12 protein-coding genes and 1 tRNA gene are annotated in these 16,257 nt (G+C 68.1%); 9 read left to right on the forward strand and 4 right to left on the reverse strand.

The genetic code is table 11. The annotated features are described in order from the left end of the window. Nucleotides 1-3 precede the first annotated feature (3 nt). Nucleotides 4-90, reverse strand: a tRNA-Leu gene (locus ACZ5MJ_RS06085). 70 nt (nt 91-160) lie between these two features. On the opposite strand from ACZ5MJ_RS06085, the gene rnr reads away from it, so the two are divergent. From rnr to ACZ5MJ_RS06100, 3 genes are all read left to right on the forward strand, one after another. Then, the gene (gene rnr / locus ACZ5MJ_RS06090) at nt 161-2,764 is read left to right on the forward strand and encodes a ribonuclease R (RefSeq protein ID WP_464222916.1); all 2,604 of its coding nucleotides are present in this window, start codon (nt 161-163) and stop codon (nt 2,762-2,764) included. A gap of 104 nt (nt 2,765-2,868) precedes the next feature. After that, nucleotides 2,869-3,612 carry a 23S rRNA (guanosine(2251)-2'-O)-methyltransferase RlmB gene (gene rlmB, locus ACZ5MJ_RS06095; RefSeq protein WP_436222096.1) on the forward strand — a complete coding sequence of 248 codons (744 nt, stop codon included), beginning with the start codon at nt 2,869-2,871 and terminating at the stop codon, nt 3,610-3,612. Then, nucleotides 3,578-4,384: an SIR2 family NAD-dependent protein deacylase gene (locus ACZ5MJ_RS06100; RefSeq protein WP_464222918.1), complete on the forward strand. Its 807-nt coding sequence runs from the start codon at nt 3,578-3,580 to the stop codon at nt 4,382-4,384. Before rlmB ends, ACZ5MJ_RS06100 begins: the two co-directional genes overlap by 35 nt. A 34-nt stretch (nt 4,385-4,418) precedes the next feature. Here ACZ5MJ_RS06100 and tal read toward each other — a convergent pair whose 3' ends face one another. Continuing rightward, entirely contained in the window at nt 4,419-5,375 is a 957-nt protein-coding gene (tal, locus tag ACZ5MJ_RS06105; RefSeq protein WP_464222920.1) for a transaldolase, read from the reverse strand. Nucleotides 5,376-5,541: 166 nt separating this feature from the next. Between tal and rpiA the strand changes: the two genes are divergently transcribed. After that, nucleotides 5,542-6,228, forward strand: coding sequence for a ribose-5-phosphate isomerase RpiA (rpiA, locus tag ACZ5MJ_RS06110; RefSeq protein WP_464222922.1), 687 nt, complete (start codon nt 5,542-5,544; stop codon nt 6,226-6,228). A gap of 71 nt (nt 6,229-6,299) precedes the next feature. On the opposite strand, the gene ACZ5MJ_RS06115 is transcribed toward rpiA, so the two are convergent. Continuing rightward, complete coding sequence (locus ACZ5MJ_RS06115) at nt 6,300-6,572, reverse strand: oxidative damage protection protein (protein ID WP_010809445.1); 273 nt, start codon at nt 6,570-6,572, stop codon at nt 6,300-6,302. 98 nt (nt 6,573-6,670) lie between these two features. Continuing rightward, on the reverse strand, nt 6,671-8,125 hold the full coding sequence (gene argA, locus ACZ5MJ_RS06120) for an amino-acid N-acetyltransferase (protein ID WP_464222925.1): 1,455 nt from the start codon (nt 8,123-8,125) through the stop codon (nt 6,671-6,673). Nucleotides 8,126-8,148: 23 nt separating this feature from the next. Between argA and hrpA the strand changes: the two genes are divergently transcribed. The 5 genes from hrpA (at nt 8,149) to ACZ5MJ_RS06145 (ending at nt 16,253) form a co-directional block, all read left to right on the forward strand. Further along, nucleotides 8,149-12,189, forward strand: a complete 4,041-nt coding sequence (gene hrpA / locus ACZ5MJ_RS06125; protein WP_464222927.1) for an ATP-dependent RNA helicase HrpA — start codon at nt 8,149-8,151, stop codon at nt 12,187-12,189. A gap of 163 nt (nt 12,190-12,352) precedes the next feature. Then, nucleotides 12,353-13,351 carry a YVTN family beta-propeller repeat protein gene (locus ACZ5MJ_RS06130; protein WP_464222928.1) on the forward strand — a complete coding sequence of 333 codons (999 nt, stop codon included), beginning with the start codon at nt 12,353-12,355 and terminating at the stop codon, nt 13,349-13,351. 19 nt (nt 13,352-13,370) lie between these two features. Then, the gene (locus ACZ5MJ_RS06135; protein WP_464222929.1) at nt 13,371-14,231 is read left to right on the forward strand and encodes a polysaccharide deacetylase family protein; all 861 of its coding nucleotides are present in this window, start codon (nt 13,371-13,373) and stop codon (nt 14,229-14,231) included. Next, a complete protein-coding gene (locus ACZ5MJ_RS06140; protein WP_464222931.1) occupies nt 14,231-15,205 on the forward strand; it encodes a sterol desaturase family protein in 975 nt (324 codons plus the stop codon). Before ACZ5MJ_RS06135 ends, ACZ5MJ_RS06140 begins: the two co-directional genes overlap by 1 nt. Before the next feature lie 160 nt (nt 15,206-15,365). Then, a complete protein-coding gene (locus ACZ5MJ_RS06145; protein WP_464222933.1) occupies nt 15,366-16,253 on the forward strand; it encodes an EI24 domain-containing protein in 888 nt (295 codons plus the stop codon). Nucleotides 16,254-16,257: the final 4 nt, after the last annotated feature.

A 16,257-nucleotide genomic window follows, 5' to 3' on the forward strand; every position in this document is an offset into this window, starting at 1 on the left:
ATCTGGTGCCCAGGAGAGGACTCGAACCTCCACAGTGTTGCCACCGCTAGGACCTGAACCTAGTGCGTCTACCAATTCCGCCACCTGGGCAGGTGTCGAAACAACCGAAGCGCTCATTATAGAGAGCGCGAGAATTTTGTCAAATAGTTTCCAGAAAAAATTGAATCAGAACAACTATCCGATCCCCAGCCGGGAAGAAATCCTGGGCGTACTGAGAACGTCGGGATCCCCCCAGTCGGCCGGCGATATCGCCAAGGCCCTGGCCGTCACGCGCAAGGAACACGACGGCTTTCAGAAGCGCCTGGCGGCGATGGAACGCGACGGCCAGATCGAGCTGAACCGCAAGGGCCGCTATGAGCTGGCCCATCAGCCCAACTTTGTCACCGGCCGGGTGCAGGGCCACCGCGACGGCTTCGGCTTCCTGATCCGCGACGACGGCGAGGACGATATCTTCCTGCCCGAGCGCGAGCTGCAGAAGGCCATGCACAACGACCGCGCGCAGGTGCGCGTGATGGGCTATGACCGGCGCGGGCGCCCCGAAGGGCAGATCGTCGAGATCATCGAGCGCGCCAACCGCTATGTCATCGGCCGGCTGCTCAGCGAGGGCGGCGTGCTGGTGGTGGCGCCCGAAGACAAGCGCATCAGCCAGGACATCCTGATCCCGCCCAAGGCGCAGGGCAAGGCACGGGTGGGGCAGGTGGTCAGCGTCGAGCTGATCGAATACCCCGACCGCTACGCGCAGCCGGTGGGCCGCGTGGTCGAGGTGCTGGGCGATATCGACGATCCCGGCATGGAGATCGAGATCGCCGTGCGCAAGTACGGCGTGCCGCACGCGTTCTCGCCGGCGGCCGCCCAGGAAGCCGCCGGGCTGCCCGACGAGGTGCGCCAGGCCGACCTAGACCACCGTATCGACCTGCGCGACATCCCGCTGGTGACCATCGACGGCGAAGACGCGCGCGACTTCGACGACGCGGTCTATTGCGAGCCGGTCAGGATCGGCCGCGCCAAGGGCTGGCGCCTGATCGTGGCGATTGCCGACGTGTCGCACTACGTGCGTCCGGGCACGCCGCTGGATGCCGACGCGCTGGACCGCGCCACCTCGGTCTACTTCCCGCGCCGCGTGATCCCGATGCTGCCGGAGAAGCTGTCCAACGGGCTGTGCTCGCTCAACCCGCACGTGGACCGGCTGTGCATGGTGTGCGATGCCGTGATCACCGCCAAGGGCGAGCTCAAGGGCTACCAGTTCTATCCGGCCGTGATGCATTCGACGGCGCGACTGACCTACAACGAGGTCTGGTCGGTGCTGTCCAATACCAAGGGCCCCGAGGCGCACAAGCGCGGCGAGCTGGTGCCGCACCTGCAGAACCTGTACGAGCTGTTCCAGGTCCTGCTCAAGGCGCGGCGCGCGCGCGGCGCGATCGACTTCGACACCACCGAGACCTATATCGTCTGCAACGCGCAAGGCAAGATCGAGCAGATCCTGCCGCGTACGCGCAACGACGCGCACCGGCTGATCGAGGAATGCATGCTGACCGCCAACGTGTGCGCAGCCGACTTCCTCGAACGCTTCAAGCACCCGGCGCTGTACCGCATCCACGCGGGCCCCAGCGAAGAGAAGCTGAAGAACCTGCGCGAGTTCCTGCGCACCGCCGGCCTGTCGCTGGGCGGCGGCGACAAGCCGCAGGCGTCGGACTACGCCGAGGTGATGGACAAGATCAAGTCCCGCCCGGACGCGCCGATGCTGCAGACCATGCTGCTGCGCTCGATGCAGCAGGCGGTGTACAGCCCGGACAATATCGGCCACTTCGGCCTGGCGTACGAGGCCTACGCGCACTTCACCAGCCCGATCCGCCGCTACCCCGACCTGCTGGTGCACCGCGCGATCAAGGCGGTGCTGGCGCATACCAAGTACCAGCCGGCGTTTGCACACGGCACCGAGCTGAATACGGCGATCTCGCCCAAGGCGCGCAAGCTGCAGGCCAAGGACGCCGAGCAGAAGGCTGAGCTGACCGCGGCGCGCGCCAAGCGCAACGAGGCCATCTGGGACGAGCTCGGCCTGCACTGCTCGGCCAACGAGCGCCGTGCCGACGAGGCCTCGCGCGATGTCGAGGCCTGGCTCAAGTGCTACTTCATGCGCGACAAGCTGGGCAGCGACTTCGCCGGCACCATCAGTGCAGTGACCTCGTTCGGCATCTTCGTGCAGCTCGACGAACTGTATGTGGAAGGCCTGGTCCACGTGACCGAGCTGGGCAGCGACTACTTCCAGTACGACGAGGCCCGCAACGAACTGCGTGGCGAACGCACCGGCATCCGCTACCGGCTGACCGACCGCGTGCGCGTGCAGGTGTCGCGCGTGGACCTGGATGCGCGCAAGATCGACTTCCGCCTGGTGCAGGAGCCGTCGGCGAAGACCCTGCGTGCCCGCACCGGCGGCACCGAGGCCCAGCCGCGCGTGCCCGCCGCCCACGCGGTGCCGGCGCGCAAGAAGGGCCGCCAGCTGGCGGCGCTGCTGGGCGGCTCATCCAAGCCGGAAGAGTCGTTCGACGAGACGCTGGATCGCGTGATCGAAGAGCAGCCGGTGTTCGAGGCCGTGATCACGCCGCTCAAGCCGCATCTGAAGACCGGCGGCAAGCCGGCCAAGCGCGCGGCCAAGCCCAAGCCTTCGCACCTGGAGAAGCCGCGCAAGCCGGCCGCCAAGTCGCGCCAGGCCAAGCCGGCGGGCAAGGCCCCGGTCAAGAGCCCGCGCACGCCGCGCAAGCGCTGAAGCCTGCGGCGGCCGCCATGGCCGCCGCCGCCTTTCGCCCCCCCGTCCGCTGCCGTACCTCGCGCGGCTGCGGACGCGGGCGAGAGGGCGAGTACAATCGCGCCATGGCTAAAAACAAACTCCTGATCGGCTTTCACGCCGTCACCGCACGCCTGCGCCAAGATGCCAAGGGCGTGACCGATGTCTATATCGAATCCGCCCGCCGCGACCGGCGCATGCAGGACTTCGTGCGCCTGGCCGAAAGCCTGGGCGTGCGCCTGCACCCCGTCGACGCCGAGCGCCTGCGCGGCATGGCCGGCACCGACCGCCACCAGGGCGTGGTGGCACGTGCCGAAGACGTGGCACTGGCGCTGAACCTGGATGAACTGCTCGACGGCATCGAAGGCACGCCGCTGCTGCTGGTGCTGGACGGGGTGACCGATCCGCACAACCTGGGCGCCTGCCTGCGCGTGGCCGACGGTGCCGGCGCGCATGCCGTGATCGCCCCCAAGGACCGCAGCGTCGGCCTCAATACCACCGTGGCCAAGGTCGCTAGCGGCGCCGCCGAGACCGTGCCATATATCACCGTGACCAACCTGGCCCGCACCCTGCGTGAACTGCAGGAACGCGGCATCTGGGTCATCGGCACCGCCGACGGCACCGAGAAGTCGCTGTACGACATCGATTTCAAGGGCCCGACCGCGATCGTGATGGGCGCCGAAGGCGAGGGCATGCGCCGCCTGACGCGCGAGACCTGCGATGAACTGGTCGGCATCCCGATGGCGGGCGGCGTGGAAAGCCTCAACGTTTCCGTGGCCAGCGGCGTGTGCCTGTATGAGGCCGTGCGCCAGCGGCGCCTGCCGCGCTAAGCCTGTGGCCGCGGATACCGGTCTCTCTGCATTGCCGGGGCTTGAGCAAGCGCGCCGGCTGCTCGCCGCCGCCAGCAACATCTTCGTGCTGACCGGTGCCGGCATTTCCGCCGAGTCCGGGGTACCAACCTTCCGCGACGCCATGACCGGGCTGTGGGAGCAGTTCAACCCGGAAGAGCTGGCCAGCGAGGACGCCTACCGCCGCCAGCCGGCGCTGGTCTGGGAGTGGTACCTGCACCGGCGCGAGCTGGTCGCGGCCGTGCATCCCAACCCGGCGCACCGTGCGCTGGTGGCGCTGGCTGCGCAGAAGCCCTTCACGCTGGTCACGCAGAACGTGGATGGCCTGCACCAGCGCGCCGGCAGCGAGGGCGTGATCGAACTGCACGGCAACCTGTTCGCCAACAAATGGCTGGATGGGTGCGGACGCTGCAACGAAGCGACCGCGCTGCCGGGCATGCCGCCGCGCTGCAACCTGTGCGGCGCGCTGATGCGTCCGGGCGTGGTGTGGTTCGGCGAGGACCTGCCGCGCGTGGCGCGCTACCGCGCCGAGCATGCGGCGCAGACCTGCGACCTGTGTCTGGTGGTCGGCACCTCGGGGCTGGTGTATCCGGCGGCGGGGTTGCCGGGACTGGCGCGCGAGCATGGCGCGCCGGTGATCGTGGTCAATCCGCAGCCGTCGGCGCTGGACCAGACCGCGGATATCGTGCTGAGCGCAGCGGCCGGCGCCTGCCTGCCGCTGCTGTGGCCGCAACTGGCGCCGGCAGCCGGCTGAGCCTGTGTCCGGGCCGCGCGGCCCGGACCTGCGCTTACTTTGCGATTTCGCCGATCAGCTTTTCCAGCTTGACCGCATCGGCCGCGAACAGGCGGATGCCTTCAGCCAGCTTCTCGGTGGCCATGGCATCTTCATTCAGCTGCCAGCGGAAGGACGGCTCGTCCGCCGTGATGCGGGCGATATTCGCGGCCTGGGCCTGGTCCACCGACAGCTTGTGCGCCACCGGGCCCTGGCCGGCGGCCAGCTGCTCCAGCAGCTCGGGGCTGATGGTCAGCAGGTCGCAGCCGGCCAGCGACAGGATCTGCCCGGTGCTGCGGAAGCTGGCGCCCATCACCTCGGTGGGGTAGCCGAACTTCTTGTAGTAGTCGTAGATCTGGCGCACCGAGCGCACGCCGGGGTCGTTGTCGCCGCTGTTGGCGGCCGCGTCCCATTGCTCGCCGGCCTGCTTCTTGTACCAGTCGAAGATGCGGCCGACGAAGGGCGAGATCAGTTGCGCGCCGGCCTCGGCGCACGCCACCGCCTGCACCAGCGAGAACAGCAGTGTCATGTTGCAGCGGATGCCGTCGCGCTGCAGGATCTCGGCCGCGCGGATGCCTTCCCAGGTGGATGCGATCTTGATCAGCACGCGCTCGCGCGCGATGCCGCGCTGCTCGTACAGCTGGATCAGGTGGCGCGCCTTGGCCACGCTGGCTGCGGTGTCGAAAGACAGGCGCGCATCGACTTCGGTCGACACGCGGCCCGGCACGATCGCCAGGATCTCGCAGCCGAAGGCGATCAGCACGGCATCCATCACCGCATCGACGCCGCCGTTGCCGTGGTGGTCGCGCACGGCTTGCTCCAGCAGGTGGCGGTATTCGGGTTTCTGCACCGCCTTCAGGATCAGCGACGGATTGGTGGTCGCGTCCTGCGGGGTGTACTGCTTCATCAGCTGGAAGTCGCCGGTATCGGCCACCACCGTGGTGAACTGCCTGAGTTGTTCGAGCTGGTTCATGGTCGCTTGGTCGTCTGCTTGAGCGTCTGCAAAATCGTTCGCGGGCTTCCGGGGACGCGCGGGTCGCACCCGGCACGCCGGTCCGGACCATTGTACCGTCGCCTGGATGACCTGCCGCCGCAATCCGCTACACTACGCGTTTCCCCAACGCAATCTGGCTGTTGTCATGACTCAGGATGAACTCAAGGCGCTGGTCGCGCAAGCCGCCGCGGACTATGTCAAGCAGGAAGTGCCCGAAGGTGCCGTGCTCGGCGTGGGCACCGGCTCGACCGCTAATCTCTTCATTGACGCCGTGGCGGCGTTCAAGGAGCGTTTCGCGGGTGCGGTGTCCAGCTCAGAGGCTTCCACGCGCCGCCTGCAGCAGCACGGCTTCAAGGTGCTGGACCTGAACGAGGTCGACGAGATCCCGGTCTATGTCGACGGCGCCGACGAGATCGACGCCAGCGGCGCCATGATCAAGGGCGGCGGCGGCGCACTGACGCGCGAGAAGATCGTCGCCTCGGTGGCCAGGCGCTTTGTCTGCATCGCCGACGGCAGCAAGCTGGTCCAGACCATGGGCACCTTCCCGCTGCCGGTCGAGGTGATCCCGATGGCACGTGCCGCGGTGGCGCGCAAGCTGCAGGCCCTGGGCGGCCAGCCGCGCCTGCGCATGACCAAGGAAGGCGGCATCTACAAGACCGACAACGGCAATGTGATCCTGGACGTGGTCGGCCTGAAGATCGACGATCCGCGCGGCCTGGAGCAGACCGTCAACCAGGTGCCGGGCGTGGTCACGGTGGGCCTGTTCGCGCTGCGCGGCGCGGATGTGCTGCTGCTGGGCACCGGCGACGGCGTGCAGCGCACGGACTACTGAGCCGGGTCTTCCGCGACACCAAGCAAAAAGGGGTGCCTCAGGCACCCCTTTTTGTCATGCGGCGGTCCGGATCAGGACTGCGGCGGCACGTAGCCCTGGGCCTGGTCGGCGCCTTCGCCGAAGAAGTACTTCTCGGTTTGCTTGAGCAGGTACTGGCGCGCGCGCGCATCGGCCATGTTCAGGCGGTTTTCGTTGATCAGCATAGTCTGGTGCTTGAGCCAGCCAGCCCAGGCTTCCTTCGACACGCTTTGCCAGATCTTCTTGCCCAGTTCGCCGGGCAGCGGCGGGAAGTCGAGGCCTTCGGCTTCCTTGTTCAGCTTGATGCATTGGACCATGCGGGCCATGGGGACTCCTTGATATGTTCGTTAGAGCTTCGGCGCTGGCGCTATTGTAGCCAAGCGGGGCGGCCGGCCGCGGCGCGGCGGCGATTGCCCCTACGACGTCACAGTTTTTTCATCAGCACCATGGACTTGCGCTGCCAGTTGTAGAGCTTGCGCTTGTCCTCGGGCAGGTCGTCGACGTTGGCGTGGACGAAGCCGCGCTTGAGGAACCAGTGTTCGGTCCGGGTGGTGAGCACGAACAGCTTGTCCAGGCCGAGCGCGCGGGCGCGGCGCTCGATGCGCTTGAGCAGGCGCTCGCCGTCGCCGGTGCCCTGGGCTTCCTGCGAGACTGTCAGGCAGGCCATCTCGCCCATGTTTTCGCGCGGGTAGTCGTACAGCGCGGCACAGCCGAACAGCACGCCGTCGTGCTCGATCACCGAGAAGTTGGCGATATCGCGCTCGATCAGGTGGCGTCCGCGCGGCACCAGCGTGCCGTCCTGCTCCAGCGGGGCGATCAGCTGCACGATGCCGCCGACGTCGTCGAGCGTGGCTTCGCGCAGGCTTTCCAGGTCGGTGTCGGACAGCATGGTGCCGACGCCGTCGTGCAGGAACAGTTCGAGCAGCACCGAGCCGTCGAGCGAATAGGGGATCAGGTGCGCACGCGGCACGCCGCCCTTGAGCGCCTTGACCAGATGCTGCAGGTAGTTGGCCACGTCCGGCGGCAGGTGCTTGTTCTGCAGGCGCTCTACCGCGGTGCGCAGCGACATTTCCTGCATCATCTTGCCGACCGGGTCGGGCACGCCCGGCACCTCGGTGATGAAGATCAGCTTGTCGGCCTTGAGTGCCGTGGCGGTGGCGCTGGCCACGTCTTCCATCGACAGGTTGAAGGCCTGGCCGGTGGGCGAGAAGCCCAGCGGCGACAGCAGCACCACCTTGCCGTGCGACAGCGACATGCGCACGGATTCGGCGTCGATCTTGCGCACCAGGCCGGTGTGCTGGTAATCGGTGCCGTTGACGATGCCGATCGGGCGCGCGGTGACGAAGTTGCCTGAGATCACCGACAACTGCGCGCCGGCCATCGGCGTATTGGGCAGGCCCTGGCTGAAGGCGGCCTCGATGTCCAGGCGCAGTTCGCCGGCGGCTTCCTTGGCGCATTCGAGCGCGGCGTTGTCGGTGACGCGCACGCCCTCGACAAACTGCGACTCGACATGGCGCAGCGCGAGCTGTTCTTCCACCTGCGGGCGCGAGCCGTGTACCAGCACGATCTGCATGCCCATGGCGTGCAGCAGCGCGACGTCGTTGACCAGCGCGTTGAGCACGCCCGACTTGACCAGTTCGCCGGCGAAGGCGATCACGAAGGTCTTGCCGCGGAAGGCATGGATATACGGTGCCACCATGCGCAGCCAGTCGACGAACTGCTGGTGGTCGGGGCCGCTGCGCTCGGGGTCATCCGCCGTGGCGGGCAAGGCGGAGGCGGGCGAGGGGAGTTCAGCCGCGGCGGGCGGCTGCGCCGGCACGGGGGCGGCGGGTGACGGGGAGGCAGGCGCCGTCTGCGGCGCGTCGGTTCTGGCGTTCATCCCGCGGATTATAATCCCGGCCAATGTCAGAACAACGCCCCGTCAAGCCCAAACCACCCGCCGCGCCGCGCCAGCGTGCCGGTGCCGGTCAGTCCGCCTCCCCAACCCAGTCCCGGCCGGCCCCAGGCCCGGCCAGGCAGCCGGACGTCCGTGCGCAGCCCGTCGCTGCGCGGCCGGCCGCTGAAGCCGGACAGCGGCCGCCGCGCGGCCCGCGCCCGCCGCGTGCGCCAAGGCCGATCAACCCGCTGCCGCCGATCATTTTCCCCGAGGCTTTGCCGGTATCGGCCCGCCGCGACGAGATCGCCGCGGCGCTGCTGGCCAACCAGGTGGTGATCGTCTCGGGCGAGACCGGTTCGGGGAAAACGACGCAGCTGCCCAAGATCTGCCTGTCGATCGGGCGCGGCCCGGGGCGAGAGGGCGGAGGCCTGATCGGCCACACCCAGCCGCGACGCATTGCCGCCACCTCGACCGCCAAGCGCATCGCGCAGGAACTCGGCACGCCGCTGGGCGAGCACGTGGGTTACCAGGTGCGTTTCAACGACACCATGTCGTCGGGTGCGTCGGTCAAGCTGATGACCGACGGCATCCTGCTGGCCGAGACCCAGAACGACCCGCTGCTGCGTGCCTACGACACGCTGATCATCGATGAGGCGCACGAGCGCAGCCTGAACATCGACTTCCTGATCGGCTACCTGCGCCAGATCCTGCCAAAGCGGCCGGACCTGAAGGTAATCATCACCTCGGCCACCATCGACGCGCAGCGCTTTGCCCGGCATTTCGCCTCGGGCGACAAGCCGGCGCCGGTGATCGAGGTCAGCGGCCGCCTGTACCCGGTGGAAGTGCGCTACCGCCCGATCACCGGGGACGTGGCCGCCGCCGGCGCGCCGCGCAGCCCGCAGGCGCGCGAACGCGACCTGTACGACGGCATCGTCGAAGCCGTCGACGAACTGTGCCGCGCCGGCCCCGGCGACGTGCTGGTGTTCCTGCCCGGCGAGCGCGAGATCCGCGAGGCCGCCGAGGCGCTGCGCAAGCACCATCCGCCGCATACCGAGATCCTGCCGCTGTTTGCGCGGCTCTCGGTGCAGGAGCAGGAGCGCGTGTTCAAGCCGTCGAATGCACGGCGCATCGTGCTGGCGACCAACGTCGCCGAAACCTCGCTGACGGTGCCGGGCATCCGCTACGTGGTCGATACCGGGCTGGCGCGGGTCAAGCGCTATTCGTACCGGAACAAGGTCGAGCAGCTGCAGGTCGAGTCGATCTCGCAGGCGGCCGCCAACCAGCGTGCCGGCCGCTGCGGCCGGGTTGCCAACGGCATTTGCATCCGCCTGTACGAGGAAACCGATTTCACCGGCCGGCCGCGCTTTACCGACCCCGAGATCCTGCGCTCGTCGCTGGCCGCCGTCATCCTGCGCATGAAGGCGCTGCGGCTGACGGACATCGAATCGTTCCCCTTTATCGAGCCGCCGCTGGGCCGCGCCGTGGCCGACGGCTACCAGCTGCTGCAGGAACTGGGCGCGGTCGACGACGCCAACCAGCTGACCGGCACCGGCCGCCAGCTGGCCAAGCTGCCGCTGGACCCGCGCGTGGCGCGCATGATCCTGGCCGCGCGCGAGCACCAGTGCCTGCGCGAAGTGCTGGTCATCGCCAGCGCGCTGTCGGTGCAGGACCCGCGCGACCGCCCGCAGGAGGCGCAGGAAGCCGCCGACCAGGCCCATCGCAAGTTCATGGACGAGAAGTCCGAGTTCCTGGGCTGGGTCAGGCTGTGGAAGTGGTTCGAGGACGCGGTGGCGCACAAGAAATCCAACCGCCAGCTGCAGGACCAGTGCCGCGCCCACTTCCTGTCGCATCTGCGGCTGCGCGAGTGGCGCGACGTGCATTCGCAGCTGCTGACCACGGTGACCGAGCAGGGCTGGCGCCTGAACGACAGCGAGCCCACCTATGAGCAGGTGCACAAGGCGCTGCTGACCGGCCTGCTGGGCAATGTCGGCTGCCGCATCGAGGATGGCGATGGCAAGGGCCGCGAATACCTTGGCGCGCGCGGCATCAAGTTCCACCTGTGGCCGGGCTCGCTGATCGCGCGCAAGGTCGGGCGCTGGATCGTCGCGGCCGAACTGGTCGAGACCAGCCGGCTGTTCGCGCGCACGCTGGCGCGCATCGAGCCCGAATGGCTGGAGCAGGTGGGCCGCCACCTGCTCAAGGTCAGCTGGAGCGATCCGCACTGGGAAAAGAAGGCCGGCCAGGTGCTGGCGCTGGAGCGTGCCACGCTGTACGGGCTGGTGGTCTACCAGCATCGCCGCGTGCACTACGGCCCGATGAACCCGCAGGAAGCGCGCGAGATCTTTATCCGCCGTGCGCTGGTCGAGGGCGAGTTCGACACGCGCCTGCCGTTCTACGCGCACAACCAGCGCCTGGTGCGCGAGATCGAGAACCTGGAGCACAAGTCGCGGCGCCAGGACGTGCTGGTCGACGACGAACTGATCTACGCCTTCTACGATCGCGCGATTCCCGCCGACATCTGCCAGCAGGCCACCTTCGAGCAGTGGTACCAGGCCGAGAGCGCCAAGGACCGCAAGCTGCTGTACCTGAACCGCGACGAGCTGATGCGGCACGAGGCGGCCGGCATCACCACCGACCTGTTCCCCAAGACCATGAACGTGGCCGGGGTCGACATGGGGCTGACCTACCACTTCGAGCCCGGCAGCCACCGCGACGGCGTGACCCTGACCGTGCCGCTGTACGCGCTCAACCAGGTGCGCCAGGAGCGGGCCGACTGGCTGGTGCCGGGCATGATCAAGGAGAAGGTGCACCTGCTGCTCAAGTCGCTGCCGCAGAAGCTGCGCCGCCACTGCGTGCCGCTGCCGGATTATGCAGCCGGCTTTGTCGCGCGCCAGCCGTCTGCCGAGGGCGAGCTGCTGGACGTGCTGATCGCCGATATCCGCGAGCAGACCGGCACCATGGTCAAACGGGCCGACTTCAAGCTGGAAACGCTGCCCGCGCACCACACCATGAACTTCAAGGTGATCGACGAGCACGGCCGCCAGCTCGACATGGGCCGCAACCTGGCCCAGCTGCGCGCCGAGCTGGGCGGGCAGGCGCAGCAGTCGTTCCAGCGGGTGGCCGCGCAGGCCGCGGCGCAGGCCGCACAGGCGGCAACCGAGGCCCCGGAGCAGGCGGCGCCGCTGGTGGCGGCCGAGCCCGGCAAGTACGAAGGCCTGACCGGCTGGACCTTCGGTGAGCTGCCCGAGCTGCTGGAGATCCGCAAGGGCAGCCAGACCCTGTTCGGCTACCCCGCGCTGGTCGACCGCGGCACGCACTGCGACGTGGAAGTGTTCGACGACCCGCAGGAAGCCGCCCGCGTTCACCACCTGGGCCTGCGCCGGCTGTTCGCGCTGCAGCTGCGCGAGCAGGTCAAGTTCATCGAGAAGAACATCCCGGGCCTGCAGCAGATGGCGATGCAGTACATGACGCTGGGCACGCAGGAGATGCTGCGCGAGCAGATCGTGATGCTGGCGCTGGAGCGCGCCTGCATGCAGGCGCCGCTGCCGCGCAACGAGGCCGAGTTCAATGCCCGCAAGGACGAGGGGCGCACCCGGCTGTCGCTGCTGGCGCAGGAGATCGCGCGGCTGGTGGGGACCATCCTGGCCGAATACGCCGGGCTGCCGCGCAAGCTGCTGCAGGCCAAGCCGTTCGCCGGGCCCCATGCCGACATGGAGGCCCAGCTCGGGCGGCTGATGGGCAAGCGCTTTGTCGACGAAACCTCGTACACGCAGCTGGTCCATTTCCCGCGCTACCTGAAAGGCATCGCCATGCGGGTGGACAAGCTCAAGGGCGACCCGGCGCGCGACACGCAGCGCATGCAGGAGATGGCACCGCTGGTGCAGCAATGGCAGCGGGCCGAAAAGCAGCTGCGCACCCAGGGCCGCGGCGGCGAGGATGCGCGGCTGGAGGAATTCCGCTGGATGCTGGAGGAACTGCGCATTGCGCTGTTCGCGCAGGAGCTGCGCACGCCGGTGCCGATGTCGGTCAAGCGGCTGCAGAAGGTGTGGGAATCCATGCAGCGCTGACGGCAAATACAGGCAGGCATGCGGCGCAATGCCGGGGCGGGCCGGGTTTGGTCGCCAAGGCGCAACAATTTGCCTAATTCTTGATTGCCATCAGTCGCGACGTCAGCGGATTGCCACGCTCAACCGTTAGAATCGCCGATTCAGTCTTATTCTGGCAGGTCTTATGTTTGCATTGCAGTTTGCGTGGCGCCGTGTTGTGGCTGGTGGGATCACGGCGGGCGCCCTGGCGCTGGGTCTGCTGGCTGCACCAGCATCGGCGGAAGTGGTGGTAATCCTTAATTCGGGTGATGCAACCGTCACGCTGATCGACAAGGATTCGCAGAAGGTGCTGGAGACCTTCCCGATCGGCAAGGAGCCGCATCACCTGATCGCCACGCCGGACGACAAGTCGCTGATCGTGGCCAACGCGGTCGGCAACGACCTGGTGTTCCTGGATCCGGTCACGGGCAAGGTCCAGCAGCGCGTGCCCAATATCGACGACCCTTACCAGATCGGCTTCTCTCCGGACCAGAAATGGTTTATCACCACCGGCAACCGGCTTGACCGCGTCGATCTCTACCGCTGGGACGGCAAGGCGCTGAAACTGGCCAAGCAGTTCCCGCTGGCCAAGACTCCCAGCCATATCGCCTTTACCGCCGACAGCCGCATCGCCTTCATCACGCTGCAGGACTCCAACGAGGTGGTGGCCATCGACCTGGTCACGCAGAACGTGATGTGGCGCATGGCAACCGGCTCGTCGCCGGCCGGCGTCTGGGTCACGCCAGACCAGAAATACCTGCTGGTGGGCATGACCGGGGCCGACTACGTGGCCGTGATCGACTGGCGCACGCGCACCGTGGTCAAGCAGATCCAGACCGGCAAGGGTGCGCACAACTTCCGCGCCGTCGGCGACAAGCGCCACCTGTTCCTGAGCAACCGCGTCACGGGCAGCATCAGCATCATCGACCAGCAGACGCTGACCAAGGTCGGCGACATCACCGGCCTGCCGCCGGGCCCGGACGACATGGAGCTGACCGCCGACGGCAAGACCCTGTGGGTGACCTTCCGCTGGGCGCGCTCGGTCGGGCTGATCGACGTGGCCAGCCGCAAGCTGGTCAAGACCGTGCGCGTCGGGCGCTCGCCGCACGGCATCTATTTCCGCACGCGCGCGCCGCTGTACTGAACCGGGCAGGGCAGGGACCATGCATGAGACCAAGGCATCGCGACCGGGACGGCTGGGGAAGCTGCTGGCTGCGCTGGCGCTTGCCTGCGGCCTGCCGTCCGCGCTGCAGGCGGCGGATGCCCCCAGGCCTGCCGCCAAGGCATGCCCGGCCGGCACGCTCTACCTGACCTTCGACACCGGCAGCATGAGCCAGGCGCAGCTGATTGCCGACACGCTGCGCCGCCACCATATCCGCGCCACCTTCTTCCTGGCCAATGAGCCGACGGTGCGCCAGGACAATTCACTCGACCCGTCCTGGGCGCCATACTGGAAGGGGCTGGTGGCCGACGGCCACGCCTTCGGCACGCATACCTTCGACCATGTCTACCTGCGCAGCGTGCGCGCCGGCCAGGTCACCATGCGGCCGCAGTTCGGCGCGCAGGCCGGCAAGGACGTGGCCATGGGCGCGGCAGCCTTCTGTCAGGAGCTGCGGCGCAGCGCCGACGCCTTCCATGGCATGACCGGCGCCGACATGGTGCCGCTGTGGCGCGCCCCGGGCGGGCGCACCGCGCCGCAGACGGTGCAGTGGGCCGAGCAGTGCGGCTTCCGCCATGTCGGCTGGGCGCCGGCGGGATTCCTGGGCGATGAGCTGTCGTCCGACCGCTACCCCAACGCGGCGCTGCTGGAGCGTGCGCTGGCCAGCCTGCGCGATGGCGATATCACCATGGCGCACCTGGGCATCTGGTCGCGCAGGGACCCGTGGGCGCCTGGCGTGCTGGAGCCCTTGCTCGCCGGCCTGGAGCGCAAGGGATTCTGCTTTGCCACGCTGCGCGAGCACCCGGCCTACCGCGACTGGATCGCCAGGCCGCAGCCGGCCGCGAACAAGGAGGGCAGGCGGTAATGTGGGACACGCTGAACGGCTGGATCGGCCAGGTCGAAGGCACGCTGTTCCAGGACGTGGTGCTGCCCGTGGTCTACCACCTCGGGTTTGGCGGCTATGCCGAAGACGCCTTCACCGGCACCGAGTGGCTGCTGGTGGGGCTGGTGCAGATCGCCGTGATGGTGCTGATCCTGGGGCCGCTGGAGAAGTGGCGCCCGGTCGAGCCGGTGGCCGACCGCGCCGCGATCCGCACCGACATCTTCTACACCGTGATCCACCGGCTCGGGCTGTTCCGGCTGGCCATGTTCTTCCTGCTGGCGCCGCTGACCGACGCGCTGGAAGGCCACCTGCGGCTGTTGGGCTGGCACCGTGTCAATGTCGAGGACTGGTGGCCGGGCGTGACCTCGGTACCGCTGGTCAGCTTCTTTGTCTACCTGCTGCTGTTCGACCTGCTCGACTACTGGTATCACCGCCTGTCGCACACCTTCCGCTGGTGGTGGCAGCTGCACGCGGTGCACCACAGCCAGCGCCAGATGACGCTGTGGAGCGACAACCGCAACCACCTGCTGGACGACATGCTGCGCGACCTGGTGTTTGCGCTGGTGGCGCTGGGGGTGGGCGTGGAGCCGTCGCAGTATGTGCTGCTGGTGGCCCTGTCGCAGCTGCTGCAGAGCCTGCAGCACGCCAACGTGCGGCTGCACTTCGGCGCCCTCGGCGAGCGGCTGCTGATTTCGCCGCGTTTTCACCGCACCCATCACGCCGTGGGCATCGGCCATGAGGCCAACGGCGCACCGGCCAGGCTGGGCGGCTGCAACTACGGCGTGATCTTCCCGTGGTGGGACATGCTGTTCGGCACCGCGGTCTTCACCGGGACCTACCACCCGACTGGCATCCGCGACCAGTTGCCGCCTCCGCTGGGCAAGGGCCGCGACTACGGCACGGGCTTCCTGTCCCACCAGTGGTACGGCATCAAGCGGCTGCTGCGGCTGCCCTGAACCCGGCAATCGAGACAGTCCTCCACCGGCGGCGAGCGAGGGCGCGCCGCGGCGGCAAGCGGCGTATGCTAGTGTTTCGGGTTGCCGCCGGTCCGGCCCAGTCTGACTTTTGTGACTGCTGCCGCGCCCGGCGCCTTTCCTCCTGTTTGCCACCGACTGCATGAACGATATCTTCCGCTCGTTTGGCCGCGCGCTGGTCAGTCAGCTGCATCCCCGCATGCTGATGCTGACCGTGCTGCCTTTCGTCCTGGCCACGCTGCTATGGGGCGGCCTGCTCTGGTGGGGCTGGGACCCGATCATGGGCGCCACGCGCAGCTTCCTGGAAACCTCCGTCCTGACCAGCTGGATCTACAGCGCGCTGGACTGGTTCGGCCTGCAATCGATGCGTACCATCGTGGCGCCGCTGTTCGTGGCGGCGCTGGCGATCCCGCTGGTGATCGCCTCCATGCTGCTGTTCATCGGCTTGTTCTCGGTGCCGGCAGTGGTGCGCCACCTGGAGCGCAGCTACCCGGACCTGGCCAAGGCCCATGGGGGCAGTATCCTGGGCAGCGTGTTCCAGTCGCTGGGCAGCACGCTGGTGTTCCTGGTGCTGGTGCTGGTGACGCTGCCGCTGTGGCTGATCCCGCCGTTCTTCGCGCTGATTCCGCCAGTGCTGTGGGGTTGGCTGACCTACCGCGTGATGACCTACGACGCGCTCGCCGACCACGCCAGCGCCGAGGAGCGCAAGACGCTGGTGCGGCGCCACCGCACGCCGCTGCTGGTGATCGGGGTGGCGGTGGGGCTGCTGGGCTCGGCGCCGACGCTGCTGTGGGTGTCGTCGGCGGCGGTGATCTTCCTGTTCCCGTTCGTGCTGGCCGGCACGCTGTGGCTTTATGTGCTGATCTTCATCTTCTCGGCGCTGTGGTTCGGCCATTTCTGCCTGCGCGCGCTGGCGCAACTGCGGGCTGAGCGCGCGGCGGTGGCGGCCCGGCGGCCTGCCGCTCCATCGACCGGTGGCGAAGTCATCGACCTGGCGCCGACCGACGTGCGCCGCATCGAAAATTCCTGAAGCG

The organism is Cupriavidus sp. LA-1 (assembly GCF_055385985.1).

Bases quoted from the DNA above. Each gene is read 5' to 3' on its own strand.
- argA (WP_464222925.1), bottom strand. From the start codon at position 8,125: ATGAACGCCAGAACCGACGCGCCGCAGACGGCGCCTGCCTCCCCGTCA.
- ACZ5MJ_RS06130 (WP_464222928.1), top strand. From the start codon at position 12,353: ATGTTTGCATTGCAGTTTGCGTGGCGCCGTGTTGTGGCTGGTGGGATC.
- ACZ5MJ_RS06100 (WP_464222918.1), top strand. From the start codon at position 3,578: ATGAGGCCGTGCGCCAGCGGCGCCTGCCGCGCTAAGCCTGTGGCCGCG.
- hrpA (WP_464222927.1), top strand. From the start codon at position 8,149: ATGTCAGAACAACGCCCCGTCAAGCCCAAACCACCCGCCGCGCCGCGC.
- ACZ5MJ_RS06115 (WP_010809445.1), bottom strand. From the start codon at position 6,572: ATGGCCCGCATGGTCCAATGCATCAAGCTGAACAAGGAAGCCGAAGGC.
- ACZ5MJ_RS06140 (WP_464222931.1), top strand. From the start codon at position 14,231: ATGTGGGACACGCTGAACGGCTGGATCGGCCAGGTCGAAGGCACGCTG.
- rlmB (WP_436222096.1), top strand. From the start codon at position 2,869: ATGGCTAAAAACAAACTCCTGATCGGCTTTCACGCCGTCACCGCACGC.
- rpiA (WP_464222922.1), top strand. From the start codon at position 5,542: ATGACTCAGGATGAACTCAAGGCGCTGGTCGCGCAAGCCGCCGCGGAC.
- tal (WP_464222920.1), bottom strand. From the start codon at position 5,375: ATGAACCAGCTCGAACAACTCAGGCAGTTCACCACGGTGGTGGCCGAT.
- ACZ5MJ_RS06145 (WP_464222933.1), top strand. From the start codon at position 15,366: ATGAACGATATCTTCCGCTCGTTTGGCCGCGCGCTGGTCAGTCAGCTG.
- ACZ5MJ_RS06135 (WP_464222929.1), top strand. From the start codon at position 13,371: ATGCATGAGACCAAGGCATCGCGACCGGGACGGCTGGGGAAGCTGCTG.